The sequence below is a fragment of the Thioclava sp. JE_KL1 genome (assembly GCF_009296265.1).
In the GTDB taxonomy this organism is placed as follows: Bacteria; Pseudomonadota; Alphaproteobacteria; order Rhodobacterales; family Rhodobacteraceae; genus Thioclava.
This window is the reverse complement of sequence record NZ_WBJS01000001.1, coordinates 496,551-522,784: the sequence shown is the minus strand read 5'-3', so window position 1 is coordinate 522,784 and position 26,234 is coordinate 496,551. Positions and strand designations below refer to the sequence as shown.

21 protein-coding genes are annotated in these 26,234 nt (G+C 64.9%); 11 read left to right on the top strand and 10 right to left on the bottom strand.

The window, feature by feature from the left end; translation table 11 throughout:
• Positions 1-114: 114 nt before the first annotated feature.
• The 5 genes from F8R15_RS02245 to F8R15_RS02225 are packed head-to-tail and all read right to left on the bottom strand — an operon-like array spanning position 115 to position 6,306.
• Positions 115-2,313 (bottom strand): glycoside hydrolase family 2 TIM barrel-domain containing protein, encoded by a 2,199-nt coding sequence (locus F8R15_RS02245; protein ID WP_152843254.1) that lies wholly within the window; start codon positions 2,311-2,313, stop codon positions 115-117.
• Positions 2,314-2,315: 2 nt separating this feature from the next.
• Positions 2,316-3,464: a galactonate dehydratase gene (gene dgoD, locus F8R15_RS02240; protein ID WP_152843253.1), complete on the bottom strand. Its 1,149-nt coding sequence runs from the start codon at positions 3,462-3,464 to the stop codon at positions 2,316-2,318.
• 27 nt (positions 3,465-3,491) lie between these two features.
• Positions 3,492-4,412: a Gfo/Idh/MocA family protein gene (locus F8R15_RS02235; protein ID WP_152843252.1), complete on the bottom strand. Its 921-nt coding sequence runs from the start codon at positions 4,410-4,412 to the stop codon at positions 3,492-3,494.
• Positions 4,409-5,470, bottom strand: coding sequence for an ABC transporter ATP-binding protein (locus F8R15_RS02230; RefSeq protein WP_368730991.1), 1,062 nt, complete (start codon positions 5,468-5,470; stop codon positions 4,409-4,411). Before F8R15_RS02230 ends, F8R15_RS02235 begins: the two co-directional genes overlap by 4 nt.
• Positions 5,471-5,502: 32 nt before the next feature.
• Positions 5,503-6,306, bottom strand: a complete 804-nt coding sequence (locus tag F8R15_RS02225; protein ID WP_152843251.1) for an IclR family transcriptional regulator — start codon at positions 6,304-6,306, stop codon at positions 5,503-5,505.
• A 127-nt stretch (positions 6,307-6,433) separates the two neighbouring features.
• On the opposite strand from F8R15_RS02225, the gene F8R15_RS02220 reads away from it, so the two are divergent.
• The 7 genes from F8R15_RS02220 to F8R15_RS02190 all read left to right on the top strand — a co-directional run bounded on the left by F8R15_RS02220 (position 6,434) and on the right by F8R15_RS02190 (position 13,936).
• Positions 6,434-7,669, top strand: a complete 1,236-nt coding sequence (locus tag F8R15_RS02220) for an ABC transporter substrate-binding protein (protein WP_152843250.1) — start codon at positions 6,434-6,436, stop codon at positions 7,667-7,669.
• Between the two features lie 117 nt (positions 7,670-7,786).
• The gene (locus tag F8R15_RS02215; RefSeq protein WP_078520040.1) at positions 7,787-8,677 is read left to right on the top strand and encodes a carbohydrate ABC transporter permease; all 891 of its coding nucleotides are present in this window, start codon (positions 7,787-7,789) and stop codon (positions 8,675-8,677) included.
• A gap of 1 nt (position 8,678) precedes the next feature.
• Positions 8,679-9,524, top strand: coding sequence for a carbohydrate ABC transporter permease (locus F8R15_RS02210; protein WP_152843249.1), 846 nt, complete (start codon positions 8,679-8,681; stop codon positions 9,522-9,524).
• Positions 9,521-11,593, top strand: coding sequence for an alpha-galactosidase (locus F8R15_RS02205; RefSeq protein ID WP_152843248.1), 2,073 nt, complete (start codon positions 9,521-9,523; stop codon positions 11,591-11,593). The genes F8R15_RS02210 and F8R15_RS02205 overlap by 4 nt, the downstream gene beginning before the upstream one ends.
• On the top strand, positions 11,590-12,480 hold the full coding sequence (locus F8R15_RS02200) for a 2-dehydro-3-deoxygalactonokinase (protein WP_152843247.1): 891 nt from the start codon (positions 11,590-11,592) through the stop codon (positions 12,478-12,480). Before F8R15_RS02205 ends, F8R15_RS02200 begins: the two co-directional genes overlap by 4 nt.
• Entirely contained in the window at positions 12,477-13,085 is a 609-nt protein-coding gene (locus F8R15_RS02195) for a 2-dehydro-3-deoxy-6-phosphogalactonate aldolase (RefSeq protein WP_152843246.1), read from the top strand. The genes F8R15_RS02200 and F8R15_RS02195 overlap by 4 nt, the downstream gene beginning before the upstream one ends.
• Positions 13,082-13,936: an SMP-30/gluconolactonase/LRE family protein gene (locus F8R15_RS02190; protein WP_152843244.1), complete on the top strand. Its 855-nt coding sequence runs from the start codon at positions 13,082-13,084 to the stop codon at positions 13,934-13,936. Before F8R15_RS02195 ends, F8R15_RS02190 begins: the two co-directional genes overlap by 4 nt.
• Before the next feature lie 84 nt (positions 13,937-14,020).
• Here F8R15_RS02190 and F8R15_RS02185 read toward each other — a convergent pair whose 3' ends face one another.
• Complete coding sequence (locus tag F8R15_RS02185) at positions 14,021-14,491, bottom strand: autoinducer binding domain-containing protein (RefSeq protein ID WP_152843243.1); 471 nt, start codon at positions 14,489-14,491, stop codon at positions 14,021-14,023.
• A gap of 222 nt (positions 14,492-14,713) precedes the next feature.
• Here F8R15_RS02185 and F8R15_RS02180 point away from each other — a divergent pair, with 222 nt between their 5' ends.
• A complete protein-coding gene (locus tag F8R15_RS02180; RefSeq protein ID WP_172976147.1) occupies positions 14,714-15,220 on the top strand; it encodes an autoinducer binding domain-containing protein in 507 nt (168 codons plus the stop codon).
• A 102-nt stretch (positions 15,221-15,322) separates the two neighbouring features.
• Here F8R15_RS02180 and F8R15_RS02175 read toward each other — a convergent pair whose 3' ends face one another.
• Genes F8R15_RS02175 through F8R15_RS02160 form a run of 4 tightly spaced genes read right to left on the bottom strand, consistent with a single transcriptional unit; the run spans position 15,323 to position 19,507 of the window.
• Positions 15,323-16,444, bottom strand: a complete 1,122-nt coding sequence (locus tag F8R15_RS02175; protein WP_152843241.1) for an ABC transporter ATP-binding protein — start codon at positions 16,442-16,444, stop codon at positions 15,323-15,325.
• 2 nt (positions 16,445-16,446) lie between these two features.
• Positions 16,447-17,340 carry a carbohydrate ABC transporter permease gene (locus tag F8R15_RS02170; protein ID WP_152843239.1) on the bottom strand — a complete coding sequence of 298 codons (894 nt, stop codon included), beginning with the start codon at positions 17,338-17,340 and terminating at the stop codon, positions 16,447-16,449.
• Positions 17,337-18,218: a carbohydrate ABC transporter permease gene (locus F8R15_RS02165; RefSeq protein WP_152843237.1), complete on the bottom strand. Its 882-nt coding sequence runs from the start codon at positions 18,216-18,218 to the stop codon at positions 17,337-17,339. Before F8R15_RS02165 ends, F8R15_RS02170 begins: the two co-directional genes overlap by 4 nt.
• A gap of 29 nt (positions 18,219-18,247) precedes the next feature.
• Positions 18,248-19,507 carry an ABC transporter substrate-binding protein gene (locus tag F8R15_RS02160; protein WP_152843235.1) on the bottom strand — a complete coding sequence of 420 codons (1,260 nt, stop codon included), beginning with the start codon at positions 19,505-19,507 and terminating at the stop codon, positions 18,248-18,250.
• A gap of 234 nt (positions 19,508-19,741) precedes the next feature.
• On the opposite strand from F8R15_RS02160, the gene F8R15_RS02155 reads away from it, so the two are divergent.
• The 3 genes from F8R15_RS02155 (at position 19,742) to pdhA (ending at position 26,232) form a co-directional block, all read left to right on the top strand.
• Positions 19,742-22,378: a cation-transporting P-type ATPase gene (locus tag F8R15_RS02155; RefSeq protein ID WP_216644089.1), complete on the top strand. Its 2,637-nt coding sequence runs from the start codon at positions 19,742-19,744 to the stop codon at positions 22,376-22,378.
• A 120-nt stretch (positions 22,379-22,498) separates the two neighbouring features.
• Entirely contained in the window at positions 22,499-24,238 is a 1,740-nt protein-coding gene (gene acsA / locus F8R15_RS02150) for an acetate--CoA ligase (RefSeq protein ID WP_152843233.1), read from the top strand.
• On the top strand, positions 24,235-26,232 hold the full coding sequence (pdhA, locus tag F8R15_RS02145; protein ID WP_152843232.1) for a pyruvate dehydrogenase (acetyl-transferring) E1 component subunit alpha: 1,998 nt from the start codon (positions 24,235-24,237) through the stop codon (positions 26,230-26,232). Before acsA ends, pdhA begins: the two co-directional genes overlap by 4 nt.
• The last annotated feature ends 2 nt before the right edge of the window (positions 26,233-26,234 follow it).

Sequence of the window (26,234 nt, the reverse complement as noted above, 5' to 3'; positions counted from 1 at the left end):
CGTCATGCGACCCCGACGGGTTCGAACCGGCCACAGCGGGCGCCCGTTCAACGACATGTCATGTCGCGAACGGGGCGCCCCATGGCCTTGATCGAGCGTCGCCGTCCTTGCCGCTTATTCCACCGCAATCTCGATTGTCTCGACCGTCTCACGAAGCCGCGCGGTCACCTTGATCGTGCCGCGCCTTCCCGTCAGGCGGATCCAGCAACCGGTCGCACCGTCGGCGAGCACCGGACAGTCGGAGCCGATCAGCTTAGCCGGGCCTTCGACGGTGAGGTGAACGGGCTCGTTGAGGAAATGCAGCTTGTTGCCGGCCTGATCGCGGGCGCGGATCATCACCCGGATTTCCTCGCTCGGATCGGCCTCGGCCTTCGTGACATCGGGCGCCACTTCGAGCCGGTCGAACATCGCATCGGCGGGGAAGTCGCGCTCGATCACCAACTCGCCGTTGCGATAGCCGCGCAGGCGGCCCGCATGCCAGCTCTCGCCCCATGCAGTCACCTCGTCCGGGGTGAAGTGGTCGTAATCGATGACGACCGGCGCGTGCGGCAGATGCGGGAAGCGGGTGCGATCAGGCCCGACGCGTTTGACCACATCGGCGTAGGACAGCTCCACCTCGTCGCAATTCGTCAACACGATCAGCGGGATCACCCCGCCGATATTGCGCTCGCCGCGCGACCAGACGGTGACCGGCTCCATCACGATCGCCTCGTCGGGATCGCGCTGGCTGGCATAGGCATAGGCCGCGAATTTCGGCTCGCGGAAGATCGACATCACGCCGTGATGGCAGATCCGGTCGCCCGCGCCGAAATCCTTATGGGTGTTGTAGTCGAACATGCACCAGCCGATGCAGCCCGCGAGCCCGGCATCGGGGTCATGGGCGGCATTGAGCACGTCGAGATGACGCAGCACATGCTCGTGCTGGCGATGCTCGGGGTCGCCCGCCTTGGTCGGATACATGTGCCCATTATATTCGGTCACCAGATAGGGCACGCGCTTGGGCAGCCCCGTCACCTCCTGCTGGTCACGCAAGCTCGTGCGCGGGCGGTTCGAGAAGGGCAGTTCGAAATCGCCGAGGATGAAATCGTTCATCGTGTAGACGTCTTCGAGCAGCTGGCTGTCGGTGATGCAGCGCACGCCGCCGGTGGGGCGCGTCGCATCCAGCTCATGCGCCAGAGTATTGGTGCGTTTGTAGAACGCTTCCGCATCGGGGCTCTCGTTGATCCGCACGCCCCAGATGATGATCGAGGGGTGGTTCCAGTCGCGCCGGATCATCCGCTCGACATTGGCGACGGATTCATCTTGCCACATATCGCCGCCGATATGCTGCCAACCGGGAATTTCCTCGAAGACCATGAGGCCGATCTCGTCGCAGCGGTCGAGGAAATAGGGGCTTTGCGGGTAATGCGAGGTGCGCGCGATGTTGCAGGCCAGATCGTAACGCAGGATTTCCGCGTCGCGCTCCTGACTGCGCTTGCCCTGAGCATAGCCCGAATAGGGGAAGCTCTGATGCCGGTTGAGGCCGCGCAGGACCACGCGCTGACCGTTGAGGAAGAACCCCTCGGGCGTGAATTCGGCGTGGCGGAAACCGAAGCGTTGGATGAGGCGGTCGCCGCTCTCAATCAGGGTCAGCGTCAGCGTGTAGAGCGCGGGCGTCTCGACCGACCAGAGCGTGATGCCGCTGAGGCCCTCGAAGGTGATCTCTCCGGTGCCCTCGCCGCGCGCGATCTCGTGGCCGTCGGCGTCCGACAGAACCGCTTCCACCGTACCCGGCGCGTCGAGCTTGACCAGAACGCGCTTGGTCTCGGCCAGCACGTCGGGCGTCTCGATCTTCACGCTTGCGATACGGGCTTCGGGCAGCACCTCGAGCCATGCGTCGCGATAGATCCCGGCATAGGTGAGGTAGTCGATGCGGCCACCGAAGGGCGGGATCTCGGGGTTTTCCGACCCGTCGATATGCACCGTCACCAGCGCCTTACCGCCTTCGAACCGGTCCGTCAGATCGACGGTGAAGGGCGTGTAGCCATCGCGGTGGCGCAGCACTTCCTCGCCGTTCACATAGACCACGGCATCGGCCATCGCCGCATCGAACCGCAGCCGCACCAGCTTGCCCGCCCACGCATCGTCCCACGCGATCACGCGCTGATAGGTGAAGGGGCGCTGGAACGCGGCTTCATCGAAATAGCTCATCGGCAGGTCGGCGGCGTTATGGGGCAGGGTGACCGTCTCGCCCTGCAGCGGCTCCGCGACCTTCGCCGCGTCGAAGCCTTCCGCGAAACTCCAGCCTTCGTTCAGTTTGCTGATCTCTCTCATGCTTACCACTCCGCGAAGCTGCCATCGGCATGGCGCCAGATCGGGTTGCGCCAGCGGTGACCTTCGGCGGCCGCCTGGCGGACTTTCTCCTCGTTGACCTCGACGCCGAGGCCGGGGCCCTGTGGGATCGCGACGAAGCCGTCGTCATATTCGAAGACCGACGGGTTGCTCAGATAGTCGAGCAGGTCCGAGCCCTTGTTGTAATGGATGCCCAGTGACTGTTCCTGAATGAAGGCGTTGTAGCAGACCGCATCGAGCTGCAGGTTCGCCGCCAGCGCGATCGGCCCCAGCGGGCAATGCAGCGCCAGCGCCACGTCATGCGCTTCGGCCATCGCCGCGATCCGGTAGGTCTCGGTGATGCCGCCGGAATGCGAGGGGTCGGGCTGGACGATATCGACGTAGCCGCCCTGCAGGATCGATTTGAAATCCCAGCGGGTATAGAGCCGCTCACCCAGTGCGATCGGGGTGGAGCAATGGTTGGCGATCTCGCGCAGAGCCTCGGCATTCTCGCTCAGCACGGGCTCTTCGATGAACATCAGGTTGAAGGGCTCGAGTTCCTTCGCGAGTTGCTTGGCCATCGGGCGGTGGACGCGGCCGTGGAAATCGACGCCGATGCCGAAATCGGGGCCCATCTCCTCGCGGATCGCCTGCACGCGCGCCAGCACGGCGTCGATCTTGGCGTGGGAGTCGATGAATTGCAGCTCCTCGGTGCCGTTCATCTTCACCGCCGTGAAACCCCGGTCGCCGCACTCGCGCGCCATCCGCGCCGTGTCGCCGGGCCGGTCGCCGCCGATCCAGCTATAGACCCGGATGCGGTCGCGTTGCTGGCCGCCCAGAAGCGAATGGACCGGCACGCCAAGCGCCTTGCCCTTGATGTCCCACAGCGCCTGATCGAGCCCGGCGATCGCCGACATGTGAATGCCGCCGCCGCGATAGAAGCCACCGCGATACATCACCGTCCAGTGGTCCTGAATATGGCCGGGGTCCTTGCCGATCAGGTAATCCGACAGTTCCTCGACGCAGGCGGCGACAGAGGCCGCACGGCCCTCCAGCACCGGCTCGCCCCAGCCGGAGATGCCCTCGTCAGTGGAGATTTTCACGAAACACCAGCGCGGCGGCACGATGAAGGTTTCGATGGCGGTGATTTTCATAACGGTCCTCAGAGTTGGTCGGCGCGATCAGGCGTCGAAAGGATCGGTGATCGCGAAACGTGCATTGATGAAGGCGTCTGCGACAAGGCGCATCGGCGCGAGGTCGAGATCGCTTTGGCCGGCGCGCACAAGATCGCGCATCCGGGCGTAGAGATTGGCGTATTCGCGGTTCTCGCCCGTGGCGATCACCTCGCCATCGATGCTGAACTCCGCGCCGCCCTTGTCGAGCATGGCCGTGCCGTGTTCGGTCTGCAGGGTGATGCGCCACAGCTCGTCACCCGTTTCCCGCCAGTCGAATGCGGCGGTGATCGGGGTCTCGCCTGCGCACATCTCCAGATCAGCGGCGATCGGAGTTTGGCGGCCTTGCGGGATGCTTAGCGCCGCCGCTGTCAGCCGCACCGGCTGGCGCAGGATTCGGGTCAGGATCGAGAGCGCGTTGATGCCGGGATCGAAGACCCCGAGCCCGCCCGGTTGCCAGATCCATTCCTGCCCGGGATGCCATTTGCGCACATCCTCGCGCCAGTCGATCTGGATCTCGGAAATCTCGCGCCCGGTGAGCCATTGGCGCGCCGCGTCCACGGCTGCCGCCTCGCGCGAATGCCAGGTCGCGAAGATCGTCAGCCCCGCCTTGGCGGCGGTCTCGCGCAGCGCCTCGACCTCGCTCAGCGTCATGCCGGGCGGCTTTTCGAGCATCAGGTGACGACTCGCGCGCAGCACCGCCATCGCCTGATCGAACCGCCCCTGCGGCGGTGTGCAGAGTGAGACGGCGCCGATCTCCGGCTCGGCGTCCAGCATGGCGCGCAGGTCGGAATAGCTCGGCAAGTCGGGCAGGCTGGCATTGCGGCTCGCGATGGCGGCGAGATGCACGCCATTGGTTTCCGCGATCGCGGGAAGGTGCTGGGCGCGGGCGATCGCTCCCAGCCCCACGAGGCCGATAGCAAGGCTCATCCGCGCACCCGTGCGCCCGTGCTGGTGTCGAACACATAGACCGAGGCCGGATCGAAGCTGAGCCCGGTCTTGCCGCCAACCGCACCGTGGAGGCGCTGATCGGTCTCGACCACTACGCGCTCGCCGGAGGCCGCGTCGAGATGCGCGTAGCTGACGCCGCCAAGGTTCTCGGCCATCTCGATCGTGAAATTGCCCTCCGAGCCGCTCAGGCGCAGCGCGTTCGGGCGAATGCCGATTTCCAGCTTCGTGCCGTCCGCGGGCAAGGCAACGGGACTGTCGACGCGTTGCCCCAAGGCGGGCACGTCGAGCTGACCCTCCACCACGGTCGCGGCGAGAAAGTTCATCGAAGGCGAGCCCATGAAGCCCGCGACGAAGCGATTGTCGGGATCGTCGTAAAGCTCCATCGGGCTTCCGACCTGTTCGATATTGCCCGCGCGCAGCACGACGATCTTGTCGGCCATCGTCATCGCCTCGACCTGATCGTGGGTAACGTAGATCATCGTCGCCCCGATCTCGCGGTGCAGACGCGCGATCTCGGCGCGCATCTCGACGCGCAATTCGGCATCGAGGTTCGACAGCGGTTCGTCGAAGAGGAACACCTCCGGGCCACGGGTGATCGCGCGGCCGATGGCCACACGCTGGCGCTGACCGCCAGACAGGGCGGCAGGCTTGCGGTCCAGAAGCGGCTCGAGCTTCAGGATCCGCGCGGCTTCCTGCACCTTGTCGCTGATCTGGGCCTTCGGATGGCCGTTCATCTTCAGCCCGAAGCCCATATTCTCGCCCACCGTCATATGCGGGTAGAGCGCGTAGGTCTGAAACACCATCGCGATGCCGCGCTCGGCGGGCTCGGCCTTCGTGACTTCGCGGCCACCGATGCGGATCGCACCGTCCGAGGTCTCCTCCAACCCCGCGATCATCCGCAAAAGCGTCGACTTGCCACAGCCTGACGGCCCGACGAAGACACAGAATTCCCCCGGCTCGACCGCCAGATCGACGCCGTGGATTACCTCCGCATCGCCAAACCGTTTGACGATCTTCTCCAATGCGACTCCGCTCACGGGGTCTCCTCCCTGTTTTTACGCACCGGGGTTCAGTCGGCGCGTTTCTGTTCCGGAAAGCGCCAGTCACTGGCCGCTTTCGCGATCTTCTCCGCCGTCTCGAGGATCAGCGGGGCATAGGTTTCGAGTTGTTTTTGACCGTCGGGCTGGCCCGAGGTGATCGAGAGCGCGCCCAGAACGCGGCCCTGCGGCGACAGGATCGGGGCGGCGATGCAGCGGATGCCGGGCTCGTGCTCCTCGTCGTCCCAGGCAAAACCGCGCTTGCGGATGTTTTCCAGCTCCGCGCGCAGGCTCGTCGCGTCGGTCAGGGTGTGTTCCGTGAAACGATGAAAGCTCTGCCGCGTCAGCGCATTCTGCAAAGCGTCCTCGGGCAGATAGGCGAGCATCGCCTTGCCCACGCCCGTGCAATAGGCCGGACCGACCTTGCCCGATTGCGAGAACATCTCGACCGGGTGCGAGGCGTTGCGCTTGTCGACATAGAGCACCATGCCCTGATCGAGCTGCGCGAGGTGCAGCGTCTGGCCGGTCTCCTTCGACAGTTGGTCGAGGAAGGGCGCCGCAATCGGCGCAAGCGAACTTTGCGCCCAGGCCGCATGGGCGAGGCGCACGAGACGCAAGCCCGGCCGATAGGTCTGACGATCCTCGTCGAAGGCGAGCATGCCCTGGTTCGTGAGCGTCTGCAGGAAGCGATACAGGGTCGCCTTGGGCAGATCGCAGACCGGCAGCAACTCGGCGAAACGCACGGGGCGGCCGAATTCGGCAACGCGGTCGAGCACGGCCAGCGTGCGTCCAACCGTGCCGTCGGATTTCTCCGGCTTTGGCGTGGCGTCGTTCATGGGCTCCTCCTCAGGGCTGTTGACAGGATGAGAGATTCGCGGCAGCATTTCAATATGTAAAACACGGTTTCAATATTTGGAACTAAAATCATTGATCCGTGGGCTACTGAAACGGGAGGAGAACCGAATGAATATCCTGAAAACCACCGCGCTCGTGGCGCTGATGGGCTCGATCGCCATTCCGGCGATGGCCGAGCAGCGCGTGCTCAAGCTCTTCACCGACGCGTCCGATCCGGCCCCGAAAGCCGCGTTCGAACAGCTCGTGAAAGGCTTCGAGGCCGAAAACCCGGATGTGAAAGTCGAGGTGAACACCTTCGATCACGAGGGCTACAAGACCGCGATCCGCAACTTCCTGACCGCCGACAGCCCCGATCTGGCGAACTGGTATGCGGGCAACCGCATGGCGCCCTTCGTCAATGCCGGGCAATTCACCGATGTGTCCGATGTCTGGGAGGAGAACGCGCTCAAGGACAGCCTCGGCTCCGCGCTCAAGTCGATGACCATCGACGGCAAGCAATGGGGCGTGCCCTATACCTACTACCAGTGGGGCATCTACTATAACAAAGACGTGTACAAGAAAGCCGGGGTGGAGATGCCCAAGACCTGGGACGAGTTCATCTCGAACTGCAAGAAGTTCCAGGAAATGGGCGTCGACTGCCTGACCACCGGCACCAAGGCGCTGTGGCCGGCGGCAGGGATTTTCGACTATCTCGACCTGCGCACCAACGGCTACGATTTCCACATGAAGCTCACCAGCGGCGAGATTCCGTGGACCGATGACCGGGTGAAGGCCGTTTTCGCGGAGTGGAAGAAGGTTCTGCCCTACACCACGAAGAACGTCGCCGCGATCGACTGGCAGGATGCGGTGTCGAACATCGTGCAGGGCAAGGCCGCGAATTACGTCATGGGCAACTTCGCCGTCGCCACCTTCAAGGATGGCGGGATGACCAATGACACGCTGGGCTTCATGGACTTCCCGACGATCAACCCGGATATCCCGCGCGCCGAAGAAGCGCCGACCGATACGATCCACATCCCGGCAGGCGCCAAGAACAAGGCGGACGCCAAGAAGTTCCTCGCCTATGTCGCGAAGGCCGATGTGCAGACCAAGATGAACGAAGAACTCGGTCAGCTGCCGATCAACAAGAACTCTTCGGTGGGCGACGATCCCTATCTGCAGGCGGGCTTCAAGATCCTGTCCACGGCCGATGGCGGCATCGCGCAGTTCTTCGACCGTGACGCGCCTGCGCAGATGGCGAAGGCGGGCATGGAAGGCTTCCAGGAATTCATGGCCTATCCGGACCATCTCGACGCGATCCTCGAGCGGCTCGAGAAGGTGCGTCAGCGCGTCTACAAGAACTGATCCTCCCCGAGGGGCGGTGCCTGTTGCAGGGTGCCGCCCCTTCCTGTTTTTCCAGATCCGAGGAGTGCGACGATGACCGTCTCACCCGCTATGTCCGAGCCGCGGGCGGAGACCGGCATGCCCGCACCGCGCCGCCGCCGGTTGAACCGAAAACTTGCGCCCTGGCTGTTTCTCGCCCCCGGCGTGCTGATGTTCCTGATCTACGTGCTGATCCCGATCGGCGAGTCGATGTGGATCTCGTTCTTCCAATGGGACGGGCTGAGCGCGAAGACGTGGGTCGGGCTGTCGAACTATCTCGAGCTGCTCGATGACGACGCTTTCTACACCAGCCTCAAGAACAACCTGATCTGGCTGGTGCTCTATATGCTGGCAATCCCGTTCGGGCTGTTCATCGCGCTTTTCCTGAACCAGACCGTGCGCGGCATCCGGATCTACAAATCGCTGTTCTTCTTCCCCTTCGTGATCTCTCAGGTCGTGGTCGGCCTGATCTTCTCGTGGTTCTACGCCCCGGGCTTCGGGCTGTTCTTCGAGCTGACGAAATGGCTCGACGGGACCGGGATCGCGATCCTCGCCAATCCCAACACGGTGACCTACGGGATCATCGCGGCGGGGCTGTGGCCGCAGATCGCCTATTGCATGATCCTCTATCTGACCGGTCTGAATGCGGTCGCGCCCGATCAGATCGAAGCGGCGCGTCTTGACGGGGCGAAGGGCATCAAGATGCTTTGGTATGTGGTGCTGCCGCAATTGCGCCCGGCCACCTTCATCGCGGTCGTCGTCACCGTAATCGGGGCGCTGCGCAGCTTCGATCTCGTCTCGATCATGACCGATGGCGGGCCCTTCGGTTCCTCGCGGGTGCTGTCCTACTACATGTATGAGCAGGCGCTGTCGGAATACGGCTATCGCATGGGCTACGGCGCGGCGATCGCGGTGGTGCTGTTCGCGATCATGATGATCTTCATTTCGGGCTTCATCTGGAAGATGTGGCGCGACGAAAGGGGCCTGTGAGATGTTTCCCAAACCCATTCAATCCATGAGCCCCGCCGCACGGCTGACCTATCAGATAGCCCTTCCGGTGATGCTGGTGGTCTGGCTGCTGCCGCTTCTGGGCGTTGCCGTCACGTCGATCCGGCCCTCCAGCGATCTCGCGCAGGGCAACTACTTCGGCATACCGTCCTATCTGGCGTTTTCGAACTATCTCGACGTGTTCAAGAACTCGCCTTTCGCGAGCTACATGCTGAACTCATTCAAGGTGACGATCCCGACGGTGATCGGGGCGGTCGCACTGTCCTGCCTGACGGGCTTTGCGCTCGCCGTTTATAAGTTCAAGGGCAACCTGCTGATATTCTTCATCTTCGTGGCGGGGAACTTCGTGCCCTTCCAGATTCTGATGGTGCCGGTGCGCGAGCTGACGGTGAAGATGGGGCTCTATGACACGATCACGGGGCTCGCGCTGTTCCATGTCGCCTTCCAGACCGGCTTCTGCACGCTCTTCATGCGCAACTTCATCAAGGCGCTGCCGAAAGAGCTGATCGAGGCCGCCCGCGTCGAAGGTGTCGGCGAATGGCAGATCTTCTGGCATATCGTGCTGCCTCTGGTGCGGCCCGCGATCGCGGCGCTGTCGGTGCTGATCTTCACCTTCATCTGGAACGACTATTTCTGGGCGACGGTGCTGACCACGGGGGCGGATACCCAGCCGATCACCGCCGGGTTGCAATCGCTCAACGGCCAATGGGTCGCGGCGTGGCAACTGGTCTCGGCAGGCTCGATCCTTGCCGCGCTGCCGCCGGTGGCGATGTTCTTCCTGATGCAGAAACACTTCATCGCAGGGCTGACGCTCGGGGCGGTGAAATGATCCGCACATGGCATTTGCAAGACGCCCGCCAGAGCTTCGTTCTGGCGGGTCACGACGACCGGCTTCCCGAGATCGTCTATTGGGGCGCGGCGCTGCCCGAGGGGGAAGACCTCGCGGGCTTGGCCGCGGCGAGCGTGCCGGATGTTACCGGCGGGATGCTCGACCGCGCGCCCGAGGTCTCGATCTGCCCCGAGGCGAGCCAGAGCTTCCCGGGCGAGCCGGGTCTGATCGCGCGCGACGGGGCAGGGCGGCCGCTGCGGCCGGCCTTCCGCTTCGCGTCGGAAGAGCTTCGCGAGGATCGGCTTACGCTGGTCTATCGCGATGCGGCGTCGGGTGTGAGCTACAGGGCCAGCTTCGCGCTCGACGCCGACACTGGACTGATCGCGGCGCGCGCTGAGCTGGAGAGCGCCACGCCGATCACACTCCATTGGCTCGCCGCCCCGGTTTTCCCCGGCCCGCAACTGGCCGACGAGATGCATGAGTTCTCCGGTCGCTGGATCGGTGAATTCCAGATCGAGCCGACGCCGTGGCGCCCCGGTCAGCGCGTGCGCGACAATCATACAGGCCGCACCGGGCACGAGCATTTCCCCGGCCTGATCCTGCCGTCGCGCGGGGCGACCAAGACGCAAGGCGAAACCCGCGCCTTCCACTACGGCTGGTCGGGCGGGCACCGGATGGTCGCCGAGGAACTGCCTGACGGGTGCAGGCAAATCCAGTTCGGTCATGCGAGCGGCTCCGAGGCCGAACCGGCGACGCGGTTTGAGACCGCGACGCTCTATGCGGCCTTCTCGGCGGCCGGCTCGAATGGTTGCGCGGTCGCCTTCCAGCGCCATCTGCGCAAACGCGCCCCTTGGGCCAAGGCGCGCCCGGTGCATTACAACTGCTGGGAAGCGGTCTATTTTGACCACGATCTGGTCAAATTGAAAGCCATCGCAGAGCGCGCCGCAGCACTTGGCGCGGAGCGTTTCGTGCTCGACGACGGCTGGTTCGGCAAGCGCGATGACGACACCACCTCGCTGGGCGACTGGACGGTCGATCCGCGCAAATATCCCGACGGGCTGACGCCGCTGGTCGATCATGTGCAAAGCCTCGGGATGGAATTCGGCCTCTGGTTCGAGCCCGAGATGGTCAATCGCGACAGCGATCTGGCGCGCGCGCATCCCGACTGGCTGCTGGGCCCGGAGGATCAGATCGAAGGCCGCCAGCAGCGTGTGCTCGACATGGCGAACCCGGCGGTGCGCGATCACCTCTTCGCGGCGATCGACGCGGTGCTCTCGGCCTATGCGATCTCTTACGTCAAATGGGACCATAACCGTGTGCTGCCGTATCCCGACGCCGCGCAGGCGCGGGGCCTTTACGATCTGCTCGACCGGCTCCGCGCGGCCCATCCGGGCGTGGAGTTCGAAAGCTGTGCCTCAGGCGGTGGGCGGATCGATTTCGGTATTCTCGAGCGCACGGGCCGGGTCTGGCTCTCGGACAGCAACGACGCTCTCGAACGCCTGCGCATCCAGCATGACGCGGCGCTGTTTTTGCCGAGCTGCGTCACCGGCTCCCATGTCGGTCCGCGCCAGTGCCACACCTCGGGCCGGGTGATCGACATTCGCACCCGGGCATGGGTCGCGGCGCAACGCCATATGGGCGTCGAGATGGATCCACGCGAGTTGACCGAGGAAGAGGTCGAGGTTCTGACCTCCGTCACCCGCTGGTGGAAGGACAACCGCGACTGGCGGATGCGCGCGGATATCCTGCGGCTCGACAGCGCCGACCCGGCTGTGATCGCCGAGTTGCAACTGGCCGAGGATGGCAGCCGCTTCGTGGTCTTCGCGGGTCAGGCGGCAACGTCTGCGCAGATCCTGCCGCGCCCCTTGCGGCTGACGGGGCTCGATCCCGCGGCGCGCTACCGGTTGCGGCTGATCACCGCGGAAGATCTGCCCCGGTTGTCGCGTGGGACGCCTGCGCTCAAGACCGGACCGATTACGCTCAGCGGGCAAGCGTTGATGGGACAGGGGATCACTTTGCCTTGGACCTTCCCCGAGCGCATTCACGTGATTGAAGGAGAAAGACTATGAGTGACGCGGCTCCCGACTGGATCGCCGCCGATTGGGGCACGACACATCTGCGCGTCTGGGCGATGCGCGGGCGCGAGGTGCTTGACCGACGGAGTTCCGAGCAGGGGATGGGCAAGCTCACCCCCGCCGAGTTCGGCCCGGTGCTGGAAGAGGCCGTTGCGGGCTGGGGCGCGGCCCCGGTCGTGACCTGCGGTATGGTCGGTTCGCGTCAGGGCTGGGCCGAGGCGCCCTATGCGCCGGTGCCCTGCGCCGCCCAACCGCGCCTCGTGCGGGTGCCGGATCACGCGGCGCGCCCGGTCTATATCGCCTGCGGCCTGCGTCAGGACAGCCCGCCCGACGTGATGCGCGGCGAGGAGACCCAGATCGCGGGCTTCCTGCTGCGCAATCCCGGCTTCGAGGGCACGATCTGCCTGCCGGGCACCCATACGAAATGGGTGGCCCTGCGCGCGGGCCGGATCGAGCGGTTCCGCAGTTGCATGACTGGCGAGATTTACGACCTGCTCGCGCATCGCTCGGTGCTGCGCCACACGATCGGGGAAGGCTGTCAGGACATGGCAGCTTTCGACGCTGCGGTGGCGGAGGCGCTGGCCGATCCGGCGGCAGCCTATGGCGCGCTGTTCGCGCTGCGCGCCGGGGCGCTTCTGGGCGCGCAATCGCCCGAAACCGCCGCGTGCCGCCTCTCCGGGCTGCTGATCGGCTGGGAGCTGGCCGCCGCGCGCGATCTCTGGCAGGGCCAACCCATTGCGCTGATCGGAAGCCCCGTTCTCAGCCCGCTTTATACCCGGGCGCTGGCCGGTTGCGGCATCCAAGCTGCCAGCCATGACGCCGAAGACGTGACCCTCGCGGGGCTCTATGCCGCGCGCCAGACCATCGGAGCTGACACATGAGCCGACCCATCATCGCCATCTTGCGCGGGATCACCCCCGCTGAAGCCCTTCCCGTCTGCGAGGCGCTGATCGCCGCGGGCGTGACCCGGATCGAGGTGCCGCTGAACTCGCCCGACCCACTCGACAGCATCGCCGCGATGGTGGAGCGCTTCGGCTCCGACGCGCTGATCGGGGCGGGGACGGTCCTGACCACGGATCAGGTCGACGCCGTCGCCGCGACCGGTGCGAAGCTGATCGTTTCGCCCAATTGCAACACCGACGTGACCGCCGCTTCCAAAGCCGCCGGGCTGCAGAGCTTTCCCGGCGTGATGACCCCGACCGAGGCCTTCGCGGCGCTCGCCGCAGGGGCGGATGGGCTCAAGCTGTTCCCGGGCGAGCTGATCGGACCCAAAGGGCTGCGTGCGATGCGCGCGGTGCTGCCGCCCGACGTGCCGCTTTATGCAGTGGGCGGTGTCTCGGCCGAGAACATGCGCGAGTGGCACGAGGCGGGCGCGGCCGGCTACGGCATCGGCTCGTCGATCTACAAACCCGGCGACAGCGTGGAGACCGTGACCGAGAAGGCCCGCGCGCTGGTCGCCAGCTATGACGAGGCCTGCGGGGCATGAGTTTCGAGATTTACGACGACCGCGCCTGTTTCCTTGGCGAGGGGCCGTTCTGGCATCCCGAACGTGGCCAGCTGTTCTGGTTCGACATCCTCGCGGGTCGGATGCTCAGCCGCGACGCAACCGGGTCGCGCGAATGGGAGATCGGGCAGATGGCTTCGGCTGCGGGCTGGGTCGATGCCGAGACGCTGGTGATCTCGACCGAGACCGGGCTGCGCCGCTTCGACATCTCCGCGGGTGCGCATGAGCCGCTCGCCGCGATCGAGGCCGACCGCACCGACACCCGCTGCAACGATGGCCGCGCTGACCCGATGGGGGGCTTCTGGGCGTCTACGATGGGCAAGAACGCGGAGACGGGCGCGGGTGCGATCTACCGCTATTTCGAGGGCACGGTGGAGCGGCTCTTTCCCGAGATCACCATCCCCAATTCGATCTGCTTCGCGCCCGATGGGCGACGCGCCTATTTCGCCGACACCCCGACCGGAAAGATCATGACCGTCGCGCTCGATGCGCAGGGTTGGCCCGAGGGCGCGCCGGACATCTTCGTCGACCTGAGCGCGGAGGGTCTGAACCCCGACGGCGCGCAGAGCGATGCCGAGGGCGCACTCTGGAGCGCGCAATGGGGGGCTGGGCGCGTGGCGCGCTACCTGCCGGACGGGCGCTTCGACCGGGCGATCGCGGTGGGCGGACGGCACAGTTCCTGTCCCGCTTTCGGCGGGCCGGAGTTCACGACGCTTTTCGTGACCACGGCTCAGGAAGGGATCGAGACACCGGATGCCGCGCAGGGCAGGGTCTATTGCGCGCCCGCCGGGATTGCAGGGCGACCCGAGCCCGCGGTGCGCCTGAACGGCTGATCGCAATGTGTGCAGCGGAGCTCGGGCGAACACAGCACGGGCTTGCTGCGCTTTCTCGGGGACGATCCGGCTTTCCGGATCGTCTCAGAAACGGAGCTCAGATCGGAGCCGCTCCAACTCGCCCTCGGGCAACGACTCGACACCTTTCGTCATCTCGTGAAGCTCTTCCAGGAGCGCTCGGGCTTCCTCGGCCTCGGCCTGTTCGATCTTGCGCGAAGGATGCGTGAAGAAACCGGCGCTTCGGGAACTCTCCCCGATCGCGATGGCCTTCCCGAAGCGCAGTCCGAATTCGGCGGCCTGACCGAACACATTGCTCTCGTCTTGATCCGCGAGCTCGGACCAATCACAAATCCCTGTATGGGTCATCGCCCACTTGACCGTCGGATCGACGAATACGAGGCCGTTTGCGGTGTAGAAATTCATCCATTCTTGTGGATATGTCTGGTAGAGCAGCGTAGGATTGGCGAAGCGAATGTGCAGCCCCAGGGCGAATTTCCAATCAGATACTTCACCCAGACGTTGCAAGCTCTGGCGCATTTCATGCACGTCGATCATGCAGCTATCCTTGTATAAACTTGACAGAAATTCTTGACCAAAACGCCGCGGCACTAGCTTGGCCTAATTGAGCTCTCCTCTTTGGTGACTATAAATCCCTCGGAGGGAATGGAAGATCGAAACGACACGATGCTAAGTGATTTTCAAAGTCTTTTCGCCGAACGCGCGCCAGCCGGTTGCTACATCGCTTTGCGGGCGGGTTTCTTCGCGCCTGAGGCCGAGTTGAACCTGTTTCCGGCTGACTGGATCAATCATTATACCTTTTCTGGACTGGCGCTGGCCGACCCGCTGTTGCGTTGGTGTCAGGAAAATTCGGGCTATGCGCGATGGAAGGACATAGACAGCTTCGTCGGCACGGACTTCATGCGTGACTATCGGAAATTTGGCTTCGAATTCGGAAGTGTCGTGTCGATCCATGGGACGGAAGAGATGCCGAAGCGGAGCCTTGGGATCTTTGCGCGCGCTGACCGGGAGCTGCACGTCTCCGAAATGGAAGAGATCGAGACGGTGCTGTCGCGCATCCATGCAGCCGAGCCCGAGATGCCGACAGAGGCGCAGATGCAGGCCCTTCAACTCTATTCCAAGGGCTATCTGCACAAGCAGGTCGCCCACGAATTGCAGCTCTCCGTCGGCGGGGTAAAGGCCCGTCTCAGGGGCGCTGCGGACCGCCTCGGAGCCAAGACATTGAGAGAAGCTGCGAGCATCGCTGCAAGTCGCGGGCTGCTGTAAGCTTTGACGCTCCACCGGGTCGCCATCCTACGAATACGATAGCCGAAAGCCGCGTTGCGCCAATCGGCGCGGGGGGCTTTAGGGGGCTTAAGAAGGCCCGCCTTACAGCCGCAGGCCCGTCTCGGCATCGAAGACTTTGGCCTTGCCCATATCGACCTCGAAGCTGAAGGGCGCACCCGGCGGCAGGGCGTCTTCCGGGCGGACCCGGGCGATCACTTCGATCTCGCCAAGGGCGAAGACGATCATCGTGTCGGGGCCGGTCGGCTCCACCAGATCGACCGGGCGTTCGAAGACGAAACGGTTCGGGCCGGGAAGTTCGGTTCCGGCCATGAAGATCGCCTCGGGCCGGAGCCCCAGAACGACCTTGTGTCCATCGGGGGCTGTGACCCGCTCGGTGAACCTCGCGGGCAGGGGAAAGCGAAGCGCCCCTGCCGTGCCCTCGGCCACCTCCACCGACAGCGCGCCCGTCTGCCCATCGCGCCGCAGGGCGCCGGGCAGCATGTTCATCGACGGCGACCCCATGAAGCTCGCGACGAAGAGGTCCACCGGATCGTCATAGATCTCCCCGGGTTCGGCCACTTGACGGATATGGCCGTTATCCATCACCGCGATCCGGGTCGCCAGCGTCATCGCCTCGATCTGGTCGTGGGTGACATAGACGACAGTCTTTCCCAGCCGCTGATGCAGCTTCTTGATCTCGGTGCGCATCTCGATCCGAAGCTTGGCGTCAAGGTTCGACAAGGGTTCGTCGAACAGGAAGACCTCGGGCTTGCGCACCAGCGCGCGGCCCATCGCGACGCGCTGGCGCTGGCCGCCCGAAAGCTGACCGGGCTTGCGGTCCAGATAGGGGTGGATCTGCAAGAGCGTGCTGAACTCTTCGACCGCGGTGGCCTGTTCGGCGCGCGGGACGTGGCGGGTCTGCATCCCGAAGGTGATGTTCTCGCGCACCGTTTTGGTCGGGTAGAGCGCGTAGGACTGGAACACCATCGCGATGTCGCGGTCGCGCGGCGGGGTGTCGTCGACTAGCCGCCCGGCGATCTCGATATGGCCGTCGCTCAGCGTCTCGAGCCCGGCGATCAGGTTGAGCAGGGTGGACTTGCCGCAGCCCGAGGGCCCGACGAGGACGATGAATTCGCCCGCCTCGATCTCGAGGTCGATGCCCTTGATCACCTCGTTCGTTCCGAAGCGTTTGCGCACGCCCTGAAGGGAAATTCCCGCTGCCATTGCTACCCTTTCACCGCTCCGGCCGAGAGCCCGCGCACGAACCAGGCTCCGGCGACGACATAGACTGCCAGCGTCGGCAGCGCCGCGATGATCGCTGCGGCCATGTCGACATTGTATTCCTTCACCCCCGTCGAGGTATTCACCACGTTGTTGAGCGCCACCGTCACCGGGTTGCTGTCGCCGATGGTGAAGGCCACGCCGAACAGGAAATCGTTCCAGATCTGGGTGAACTGCCAGATCACGGTCACCACGATGGCAGGCAGCGACATCGGCAGCACGAGCCGGAAGAAGATGCCGAAGAAGCCCGCCCCGTCGACCTTCGCCGCCTGAATGATGCCGCTGGAAACCCCGATGAAGAAATTGCGGAAGAACAGCGTGGTGAAGGCGAGGCCATAGACCGTGTGTACGAGGATCAGCCCCGGGATCGTGCCCGCAAGGCCAAGCTGGCCCAGCACTCGCGCCATCGGCAGCAAGATCACCTGAAACGGGATGAAGGCGCCGAACAGCATCAGCGCGAAGATCGTGTCGGCGCCGCGAAAGCGCCACTTGGTCAGCGCATAGCCGTTGAGCGCGCCGAGTATCGTCGAGATCGCCACCGCCGGCACGGTCATCATCACCGAGTTCCACATATAGGGTGCCAGCCCGTTGCAGCGTACGCCCACGCAGGCGCTGTTCCACGCTTTCTCCCAGGCGCTGAAGTCGAACTCTTTCGGCAAGCTGATCAGCGAGCCCTCCCGGATCTCGGTCAGCGATTTCAGAGAGGTCGAGATCATCACCAGAAGCGGGATCAGGTAGTAGATGCAGAACACCCCGAGCACGGCGAACAGCACGGCGCGCATCAGGCTGTGATGCAGGCCCCTGCGCTGGACGATCCCGCTTGTGTGGCGCCCACTCATCCGCTGGTCTTCCTCAGTTCCGAGTAGAGATAGGGCACGATGATCGCGATGACCGTCATCAGCATCATCGTGGCGCTCGCCGCCGCCACGCCCAGCTCGCTGCGCTGGAAGGCGAAGGAATACATGAAGGTGGCGGGCATGTCGGTGGCATAGCCCGGCCCCCCGCCGGTCAGCGCGATCACGAGATCGAAGCTCTTGATCGCGAGATGGGCGAGGATGATGATGGTGGACAGGAACACCGGCCGCAGCATCGGCAGCACGATGCCGGTATAGGTGCGCCACAGCCCCGCGCCGTCGATCGCCGCCGCTTTCAGGACCTCGTCATCGACCGAGCGGAGCCCCGCTAGAAACAGCGCCATCGCGTAGCCGGAGCTTTGCCAGACGGCTGCGATCACCACCGTGTAGATCGCGTAATGAGAGTTCACTAGCCAGTCGAAACTGAAATTTTCGAAGCCCGCCTGATGCATCAGCCGCTCCAGCCCGAGACCGGGGTTCAGCATCCATTTCCAGACCGTGCCGGTGACGATGAAACTGAGCGCCATCGGGTAGAGGTAGATCGTGCGGATCACCCCCTCGATGCGCACCTTCTGATCGAGCAGGATCGCCAGCAGGATGCCGATCGCCATCGAGATCGAGATGAACAGGCCCGAGAAGACGAAGAGGTTGCGGATCGCCACATACCAGCGTGGCGTTTCCCAGAGCCGGACATATTGGCTCAACCCGTCGAACTCGTAGTTGGGCATCACCCCCGACCGTGTCAGCGAGATATAGGCCGTCCAGACGATGAAGCCGTAAACGAAGAACAGGCTCGCCGCGAAAAGCGGCGAGACCACGATCGCGGGCAGGCGCCGTTCCAGCGCCCGCCCGAACCTTGCCATGGGCCCCGTGCCTCCGGGCATTGCAGGCCCTAGTTTTCCTGCGCGCGCTTGATCGCGGCCGCAAGTTGCTTGACCGCGTCCTCGGAACTCATGTCAGAGTTGAAGAAAGCGGTCACGAGATCGAGGAACTCGCCCCGCACCGAGCGCGGCACCGCCATCTCATGCGCCATCGAAGGCACCAGCGTGTCGTTCTCGATCGCCGCCAGCAGATCGGCATGCGAGCGTTTGGCGCAGGCGTCGAAATCGTCGAGCGGCACGTCGGTGCGCGCCGGGATCGACCCCTTGGCGAGGTTGAACACCTTCTGGAACTCGGGCGACATGATCAACCGTGCGAGCACTTTCTGGCCCTCGATACGGTCCTCGCCCTCCACCTTGAAGAGGGTGAAGCTGTCCGAGTTCAGCACGAAGCCCTTGCCCGGCGTGGGCCAGCACAGGAAATCCTGTTCCGGTACTTTGCCAGCAGCGAGGAATTCGCCCTTCGCCCAGTCGCCCATGATCTGGAAACCGGCCTCGCCGCGCATCACCATCGCGGTCGCGAGGTTCCAGTCGCGTCCCGAGAAGTTCGGATCGACATAGCCACGCAGTTTGCGCAGTTGGTCGAAGGACTTGACCATCATGTCCGAGGTCAGCGCCTCCGGGTCGAGCTCCACCAGCGCCTTGCGGAAGAAATCGGCGCCGCCGATCCCCAGCACCACGTCTTCGAACAGCGTCGCGTCCTGCCAAGGCTGACCACCATGGGCGAGCGGTACGATGCCCGCCGCTTGAAGCTTGTCGGCGGCGGCGTTGAACTCGTCCCAAGTCGTGGGCATCTCCTCGACGCCTGCCTTTTTCAGCGCCTCGGGGTTGGCCCACATCCAGTCCACGCGGTGGATGTTGACCGGCGCGGCGACGTATTTGCCCTGATATTTCATGATCTCGGCCAGCGCCGGCGGCAGCACCGAGTCCCAGTTTCCTTCGTCCGCGACGGACTGAACGTCGTTGAGCGCGCCTTGCTCTGCCCATTCCTGGATGCCCGGCCCCTTGAGCTGAACGGCCGTGGGCGGATTGCCGGCCACCACGCGGGCGCGCAGCGCCGTCATCGCGGCATCGCCGCCACCGCCCGCGATCGGCGAGTCGATCCATTCGCCGCCCTCGGCCTCGAAGGCTTTCTTCAGTTCTCCGACGGCCTTGGCCTCGCCGCCCGACGTCCACCAGTGCAGGACCTCGACCGTGCCATCCGCCCGCGCCGCGCTCGCGGAAAGCGCGCCGGCGACACTCACGGCCGCCATCATGGCTTTACAAATGTGCATGTTTTCCTCCTCCTCCCGGTCGAGTTCGCGGTCCATGATCGCAGCCCGACACGCGGATTAGGCTGAGACGACAGGCGCAGAACGTCATTGATCTCGATCAACGATTTGTGAATCACGGGTGAGGCGGACGGGGGCAGAGGCGAGTTTGACCCGCGGCATCCTTACCCAAGTCCGGGCGATTGCGCTGCCTGCCGAAAGGCTTACCATCGCCGCGGGATGACTGAAGGCCTCGTGATGCAGGATACCGACGCCGCGCCAGCTTTTGCCGAAACCGCCGAGGCGGTGATCGCGCGTCTGTCCGTCCCCTTTCCGAACGGGCTGAGCGCTAACGAAGCCGCCACGCGCCTCGCGCGCCACGGCCCGAACGCTCTGCGTCGTCCCAAGCCCCGAAGCGCATTGCGCATCCTGCTGCATCAGTTTCAGGGGGTGATCGTCGCGCTTCTGGTTCTGGCAACGGTGTTCTCGCTGGTCATTAACGATATCGTCGAGGCGCTGGCGATCCTCGTCGTGCTGCTCTTGAACGGCGCGATCGGGTTTTTCACCGAGTTGCGCGCCACCCGCTCGATGGAGGCGCTGTTCAGCGTCGCCGAGGTCCGCACCCGCGTCCGTCGGGACGGAATGCTGATCGAGGTGGATGCCCGCGATCTCGTGCCGGGCGATCTCGTGATGCTCGAAGCGGGCGATGTGGTGACCGCCGATCTACGGCTCGTCGACGCGTCGGGGCTTCATTGCGACGAATCCGTGCTGACCGGCGAGTCCCTTCCGGTGCTCAAGACCACCAAACCGCTACCATCCGATGCGGTGCTGGGGGATCGCACCAATATGGGGTTCAAGGGCGCGGCCGTCACGCGAGGGGCCGGAACCGGCGTGGTGGTGCGGACCGGCATGGAGACCGAGATCGGCAAGATCAGCCAGCTTGCGATGGCGGCCAGCACGGAACCCACGCCGCTCGAACACCAGTTGACGCGGCTCGGGCAGCGACTGGTCTGGCTGACGATCGTTCTTGCCGTCGCGATCATCGTCACGGGACTGGCGCAGGGCCACCCGCTCACCAGTATGATCCAGACCGGGGTCGCCCTCGCCGTGGCCGCGATCCCCGAAGGGATCCCCGTCGTGGCCACCTTGTCGCTTGCGCGCGGGATGTGGCGCATGGTGCAGCGCAATGCCCTGATCAGCCGCCTGTCCTCGGTCGAGACGCTCGGGGCGACGACGCTGATCCTGACGGACAAGACCGGGACACTGACCGAGAACCGGATGAGCGTGGTGCAGGTCTTGCTCGACGGGGGGAGTGTGGATCTGGATGGGCCGGAGACCGGTATCGCGGAGGACCGTCTGCGCGCGGCGTTGAAGATCGGCATGCTGTGCAACAATGCCGAGCTGGGCGACGGCGATGAGGGCCGGATCGGCGACCCGACCGAATTGGCCTTGCTGAGTGCCGCACGACAGGCGGGGGTGACAGAGGACGGAGCAGAGCCACGCCTGCTCCAACATGCTTTCGAGAGCGATAGCCTGATGATGGCGACCGTCCATGCGTTGCCGGACGGGGGCGCGCTCTATGCGGTGAAGGGCGCGCCCGAGGCGGTGATCGCCTCTTGCTCCGAGGTTCTGGGGGCGGAAGGCCCGCGCCCTCTGAGCGGCGAAGACAAGGCGGACTGGATCGCGCGCAACGCGGACGCCGCGAGCGAGGGGCTGCGTGGGATCGGCCTCGCGATGAAGCGGACGGACGGGGCGGAGGACGCGCCCTATGAGGGGCTGACGCTTGTCGCGATTGCCTGCCTCGCCGATCCGTTGCGCAAGGATGTGCCCCCCGCGATCGCGGCCTGCCAAAGCGCGGGGGTCCGGGTGATCATGCTGACGGGCGATCATGCCGAGACCGCCGCGCGCATCGCGAAGGATGCCGGGATCAGCAGAAATGGCGCGGTGGCGATCGAGGGGCGAGACCTCACCGGGCTCGATCTGGAAAACGCCCCGGAGGAAACGCTCGACCGCCTGCGCAAGGCCAGCGTCTTCGCCCGCGTGGCTCCGGCGACGAAGCTGGACCTCGTCAGCTTCTATCAGCGCGAGGGGGAGACTGTCGCGATGACCGGCGACGGGGTGAATGACGCGCCAGCGCTGAAGAAAGCCGATATCGGCATCGCGATGGGACAGCGCGGTACCCAGGTCGCCCGCGAGGCCGCGCATATGGTGCTCAAGGACGACGATTTCGCGACCATCGTCGAGGCGGTGCGACAGGGCAGGGTGATCTTCGGCAATATCCGCAAGTTCATCGTCTACCTGATGTCGTGCAATCTCTCGGAGATCCTTGTGGTCGGGATCGCCGTGGGAGTGGGGCTTCCTTCACCGCTCCTGCCGCTGCAGATCCTGTTTCTCAATCTCGTCACCGATGTCTTCCCCGCGCTGGCGCTCGGCTTGGGGCATGGGGACGGCCATGAGATGCGCCGCCCGCCCCGTGACCGCGCCGAGCCGATCCTCGCGCGCAGGGAATGGGGACGCATCATTGCGCTCGGGACGATCGTCACGCTGGCGACGATGCTGGCTTTCGGGGGCGCGCTCTATGGTTTGCGGCTTGAGCCCGCCGCCGCCGTCACCGTGGCCTTCGTCACACTCGCGCTGGGCCAGCTGTGGAACGTGTTCAACATGCGCGAGGCCGACACCCACGCCCTGCGCAACGATGTGACGCGCAACCCCTATGTCTGGGGGGCGCTTGTCCTGTGTCTCGTGCTGATCGCCGGGGCGCTGTGGCTGCCGGGGCTATCGGATGTGCTGCAGCTTCCGTCGCCCGGTATCGCGGGGCTGACGCTTGCCGGGGCGATGAGCCTGCTTCCGCCGCTGCTGGGGCATCTGGTCGTATCGCGCGTAACCCGCAGATAAATTCCGCTCCCGCGTTGAGCCACATCAATGAAACTGCCTCCAGTCTTCGCCTAGTCAAGATCATGGCCGTTCGTGACAGGGGGCGGCCCATCGACTGGCATCACCTTGGGAGGAGGCGTGATGACTTGGGCGATTATCCGGAAACCGGATGCCGAACGGGCAGCCGCAACGTTGACCGATGAGGTCCGCGAGGCATTCACTTGGGACACCGCGCGGGCGATGCTCGACGGCTTTCCCGATGGCGGGTTGAACATCGCGCATGAGGCGGTGGATCGCCATGTCGCCTCGGGGCACGGCAGTGACGAGGCGATCCTGTGGCTCGGCAAGGACGGCGCGCGAGAAAGCCTGAGCTATGGCGACCTCGCCGCCCGGACCGCGCGTTTCGCCAATGTGCTGACAAGCCACGGGCTGGAACCGGGCGACCGGCTCTTCGGTCTCGCCGGGCGCGTGCCCGATCTCTACGTTGCCGCGCTGGGCACGCTGAAAGCCGGGATGATCTTCTCGCCGCTCTTTTCCGCCTTCGGGCCTGAACCCTTGCGCACGCGGCTCGAGATCGGCGAGGCCAATGCGCTGATCACGACTGCCTCGATCTATCGCCGCAAGATTGCCGCCTGGCGTGACGAGATTGCCTCCCTGAAACTGGTGCTGATCATCGACGACGAAGCGCCCGACGATTGCGTCGCACTCGGCCCTGCGATGGCGGCGGCCTCGGAGGAGTTCGAGACGGTCCGCACGGCCCCAGAGGACCCCGCGCTGATCCATTTCACCTCCGGCACTACGGGCCGTCCGAAAGGCGCGGTGCATGTGCATAATGCGGTGCTGATGCACGCTGCCGCAGGGCGTTACGCGCTCGAGCTGACGCCGGGCACGCGCTACTGGTGTACCGCCGATCCGGGATGGGTGACGGGGACCTCCTTCGGGATCATCTCGCCCTTGGTGAACCGGGTGCGGATGGTCGTCGACGAGGCCGATTTCGATCTCGATCGCTGGTACGGCATCCTTGAGCGCGAGCAGATCGAGGTCTGGTACACCGCGCCCACCGCGATCCGCATGATGATGCGCGCGGGCAAGGAGGCGGCCGCGCCTTACGATTTCTCGAAGCTGCGGTTCATGGCCTCGGTGGGCGAGCCGCTCAATCCCGAGGCCGTGGTCTGGGGCAACGAGGTCTTTGGCAAACCCTTCCACGACAACTGGTGGCAGACCGAGACCGGCGGCATCATGATCGCCAATACCCGCGCGATGGATGTGCATCCCGGCTCGATGGGCAAGCCGCTACCCGGGATCGAGGCGGGGATCGTCGAGCGTGTCGATGATGGGCTGCGCGACTGCAAACCCGGCGAGATCGGCGAACTGGCGCTGCGCCCCGGCTGGCCTTCGATGATGCGCGCCTATCTGCACGAAGAGGCGCGCTACAAGAAGTGTTTCGTGGATGGCTGGTATCTCTCGGGCGATCTCGCGATGCGCGACGCGGACGGGTATTTCTGGTTCGTCGGTCGCGCGGACGATCTGATCAAATCCTCCGGGCATCTGATCGGCCCCTTCGAGGTCGAAAGCGCGCTGATCGAGCACCCGGCAGTGGCCGAGGCCGCCGTGATCGGCCTGCCGGACGAGACCGCGGGCGAGGTGGTGAAGGCCTATGTCGCGCTCAATCCGGGGTTTGAGCCCTCCGAGGACCTCGAACGCGACATCCGGGGCCTCGCGCGCAAAAAGCTCGGCGCGGCGGTCGCACCGCGCGAGGTGGTGTTCCGCAAAACCCTGCCGAAGACCCGTTCGGGCAAGATCATGCGCCGTCTGCTGAAAGCGCGCGAGCTGGGCCTGCCGGAAGGCGATATTTCGACGCTGGAGAGTGACGAGACATGACTGCCGACAAACCGCATCTGACCCATGACCACATCCGCGAATTGCTCACGGCGATGATCCGTGTGCGCCATTTCGAGGATAAATGCGCCGAGCTCTACACGCAGGAAAAGATCCGTGGATTCCTCCATCTCTACGATGGCGAGGAGGCGGTGGCCTCGGGCGTGATCCCGCGGCTTGGCCCCGAGGATCGCGTCGTGGCGACCTATCGCGAGCACGGCCATGCGCTGGTACGCGGCGTGCCGATGGAGCGCGTGATGGCCGAGATGTATGGCAAGGCCACCGGCGCCTCGGGCGGGCGGGGCGGCTCGATGCATATCTTCGACGCCGAGCGCAATTTCTACGGCGGCAATGCGATCGTGGGGGGCGGGCTCCCGCTGGCCGTGGGCCTCGCGCTGCGCGACCGGATGATGGGCGCGCCAAACGTGACCGCCTGCTTCTTCGGCGAAGGGGCTGTGGCCGAGGGCGAGTTCCACGAGACGATGAACCTCGCGCAGCTCTGGTCGCTGCCGGTTTTGTTCGTGTGCGAGAATAACGGCTACGCGATGGGCTCGGCCCTGGCGCGAACTGAGGCCGAGATCGACATAAGGCGCAAGGCGGCCGCCTATGGCACGGTGACGGAACAGGTGGACGGGATGGATGTGGTCGCGGTCGAGGCCGCCACACGCCGCGCGCTCGCCGCGATCCGCGAGACCGGCAAGCCCTATTTTCTCGAATGTCTGACCTATCGGTTCCGGGCGCATTCGATGTTCGACGCCCAGCTCTATCGCGATAAGGACGAGGTCACCGCGTGGCGTGAGAAGGGGCCGATCGTGCGGTTTCAGTCTTGGCTTTACGAGAGCGGGCTGATGCATCCCGAAGAGGTCGCGCAGATCGAGGCGGACGTCGAGGATGAGATCGCCGCCGCCGTGGCCTATGCCGAGGCGAGCGAGTGGGAGCCGCTCGAGACGCTCACCCGCCATGTCATGGCCGAGGATCGCCCCGCGCCGCCCGCACCGCCCGAACCGAGCGCCGAGAGCGTCGAGATGACCTATCGCGAGGCGGTCAAGCAGGGCATCCGTGACGCGATGAGCCGCGACGATCGGGTCTTCCTGATGGGCGAGGATGTGGGCGCTTACGGCGGGTGTTACGCGGTCTCGAAAGGGTTGATGGACGAATTCGGAGAGGAACGCATCCGCGACACGCCACTGTCGGAGTCCGGCTTCACCGGGGCGGGGATCGGCGCGGCGGCGGCGGGGATGCGCCCCATCGTCGAGGTGATGACGGTGAATTTCTCGCTCCTCGCGCTCGACCAGATCATGAACACCGCCGCCACAATCCGGCACATGTCGGGCGGCCAGTTCGGCGCGCCCGTGGTGATCCGCCTCGCGACCGGCGCGGGCAAGCAGCTGGCCGCGCAGCATTCCCATTCGCTCGAGGGGTGGTATGCCCATATTCCCGGGCTGCGGGTCTTGGCGCCTGCCACGCTGGAGGACGCGCGCGGGATGCTCTGGACTGCGATTGAGGATCCCGACCCGGTGCTGATTTTTGAGAACGTCATGCTCTACAACATGACGGGCCAGATCGCCGCGAATGCGGGGCCGGTCGATATCGACAAAGCCGCGATCCGGCGCGCGGGCAAGGATATCAGCCTGATCACCTATGGCGGGTCGCTGTGGAAAACGCTGGAGGCGGCCGAGGCGCTGGCAGGCGAGGGGATCGAGGCCGAGGTGATCGACCTGCGCTGCCTGCGCCCGCTCGATGACGAGACGATCATGGCCTCGCTTGCGCGCACGCGCCGCGCGGTGATCGTGGATGAGGGTTGGCGGTCCGGTTCGCTCTCGGCTGAAATCGCGGCCCGGATCGGCGAGCAGGCCTTCTGGCATCTCGATGCGCCGGTGGGGCGGGTGTGTTCCGCCGAGGTGCCGATCCCCTACCCCAAACATCTCGAGGATGCCGCCATCCCGCAGGTGCCCGCCATCGTCGCCGCCGTGAAGACGACGCTCGGGAAAGGGTGACG

Excerpts from the sequence above, each read along its gene's own strand:
- F8R15_RS02210 (WP_152843249.1), top strand. The coding sequence starts at position 8,679 with ATGTTTCCCAAACCCATTCAATCCATGAGCCCCGCCGCACGGCTGACC.
- pdhA (WP_152843232.1), top strand. The coding sequence starts at position 24,235 with ATGACTGCCGACAAACCGCATCTGACCCATGACCACATCCGCGAATTG.
- acsA (WP_152843233.1), top strand. The coding sequence starts at position 22,499 with ATGACTTGGGCGATTATCCGGAAACCGGATGCCGAACGGGCAGCCGCA.
- F8R15_RS02220 (WP_152843250.1), top strand. The coding sequence starts at position 6,434 with ATGAATATCCTGAAAACCACCGCGCTCGTGGCGCTGATGGGCTCGATC.
- F8R15_RS02185 (WP_152843243.1), bottom strand. The coding sequence starts at position 14,491 with ATGATCGACGTGCATGAAATGCGCCAGAGCTTGCAACGTCTGGGTGAA.
- F8R15_RS02165 (WP_152843237.1), bottom strand. The coding sequence starts at position 18,218 with ATGGCAAGGTTCGGGCGGGCGCTGGAACGGCGCCTGCCCGCGATCGTG.
- F8R15_RS02235 (WP_152843252.1), bottom strand. The coding sequence starts at position 4,412 with ATGAGCCTTGCTATCGGCCTCGTGGGGCTGGGAGCGATCGCCCGCGCC.
- F8R15_RS02155 (WP_216644089.1), top strand. The coding sequence starts at position 19,742 with ATGCAGGATACCGACGCCGCGCCAGCTTTTGCCGAAACCGCCGAGGCG.
- F8R15_RS02170 (WP_152843239.1), bottom strand. The coding sequence starts at position 17,340 with ATGAGTGGGCGCCACACAAGCGGGATCGTCCAGCGCAGGGGCCTGCAT.
- F8R15_RS02160 (WP_152843235.1), bottom strand. The coding sequence starts at position 19,507 with ATGCACATTTGTAAAGCCATGATGGCGGCCGTGAGTGTCGCCGGCGCG.
- F8R15_RS02245 (WP_152843254.1), bottom strand. The coding sequence starts at position 2,313 with ATGAGAGAGATCAGCAAACTGAACGAAGGCTGGAGTTTCGCGGAAGGC.
- F8R15_RS02205 (WP_152843248.1), top strand. The coding sequence starts at position 9,521 with ATGATCCGCACATGGCATTTGCAAGACGCCCGCCAGAGCTTCGTTCTG.
- F8R15_RS02190 (WP_152843244.1), top strand. The coding sequence starts at position 13,082 with ATGAGTTTCGAGATTTACGACGACCGCGCCTGTTTCCTTGGCGAGGGG.
- dgoD (WP_152843253.1), bottom strand. The coding sequence starts at position 3,464 with ATGAAAATCACCGCCATCGAAACCTTCATCGTGCCGCCGCGCTGGTGT.
- F8R15_RS02225 (WP_152843251.1), bottom strand. The coding sequence starts at position 6,306 with ATGAACGACGCCACGCCAAAGCCGGAGAAATCCGACGGCACGGTTGGA.
- F8R15_RS02215 (WP_078520040.1), top strand. The coding sequence starts at position 7,787 with ATGCCCGCACCGCGCCGCCGCCGGTTGAACCGAAAACTTGCGCCCTGG.
- F8R15_RS02175 (WP_152843241.1), bottom strand. The coding sequence starts at position 16,444 with ATGGCAGCGGGAATTTCCCTTCAGGGCGTGCGCAAACGCTTCGGAACG.
- F8R15_RS02200 (WP_152843247.1), top strand. The coding sequence starts at position 11,590 with ATGAGTGACGCGGCTCCCGACTGGATCGCCGCCGATTGGGGCACGACA.
- F8R15_RS02195 (WP_152843246.1), top strand. The coding sequence starts at position 12,477 with ATGAGCCGACCCATCATCGCCATCTTGCGCGGGATCACCCCCGCTGAA.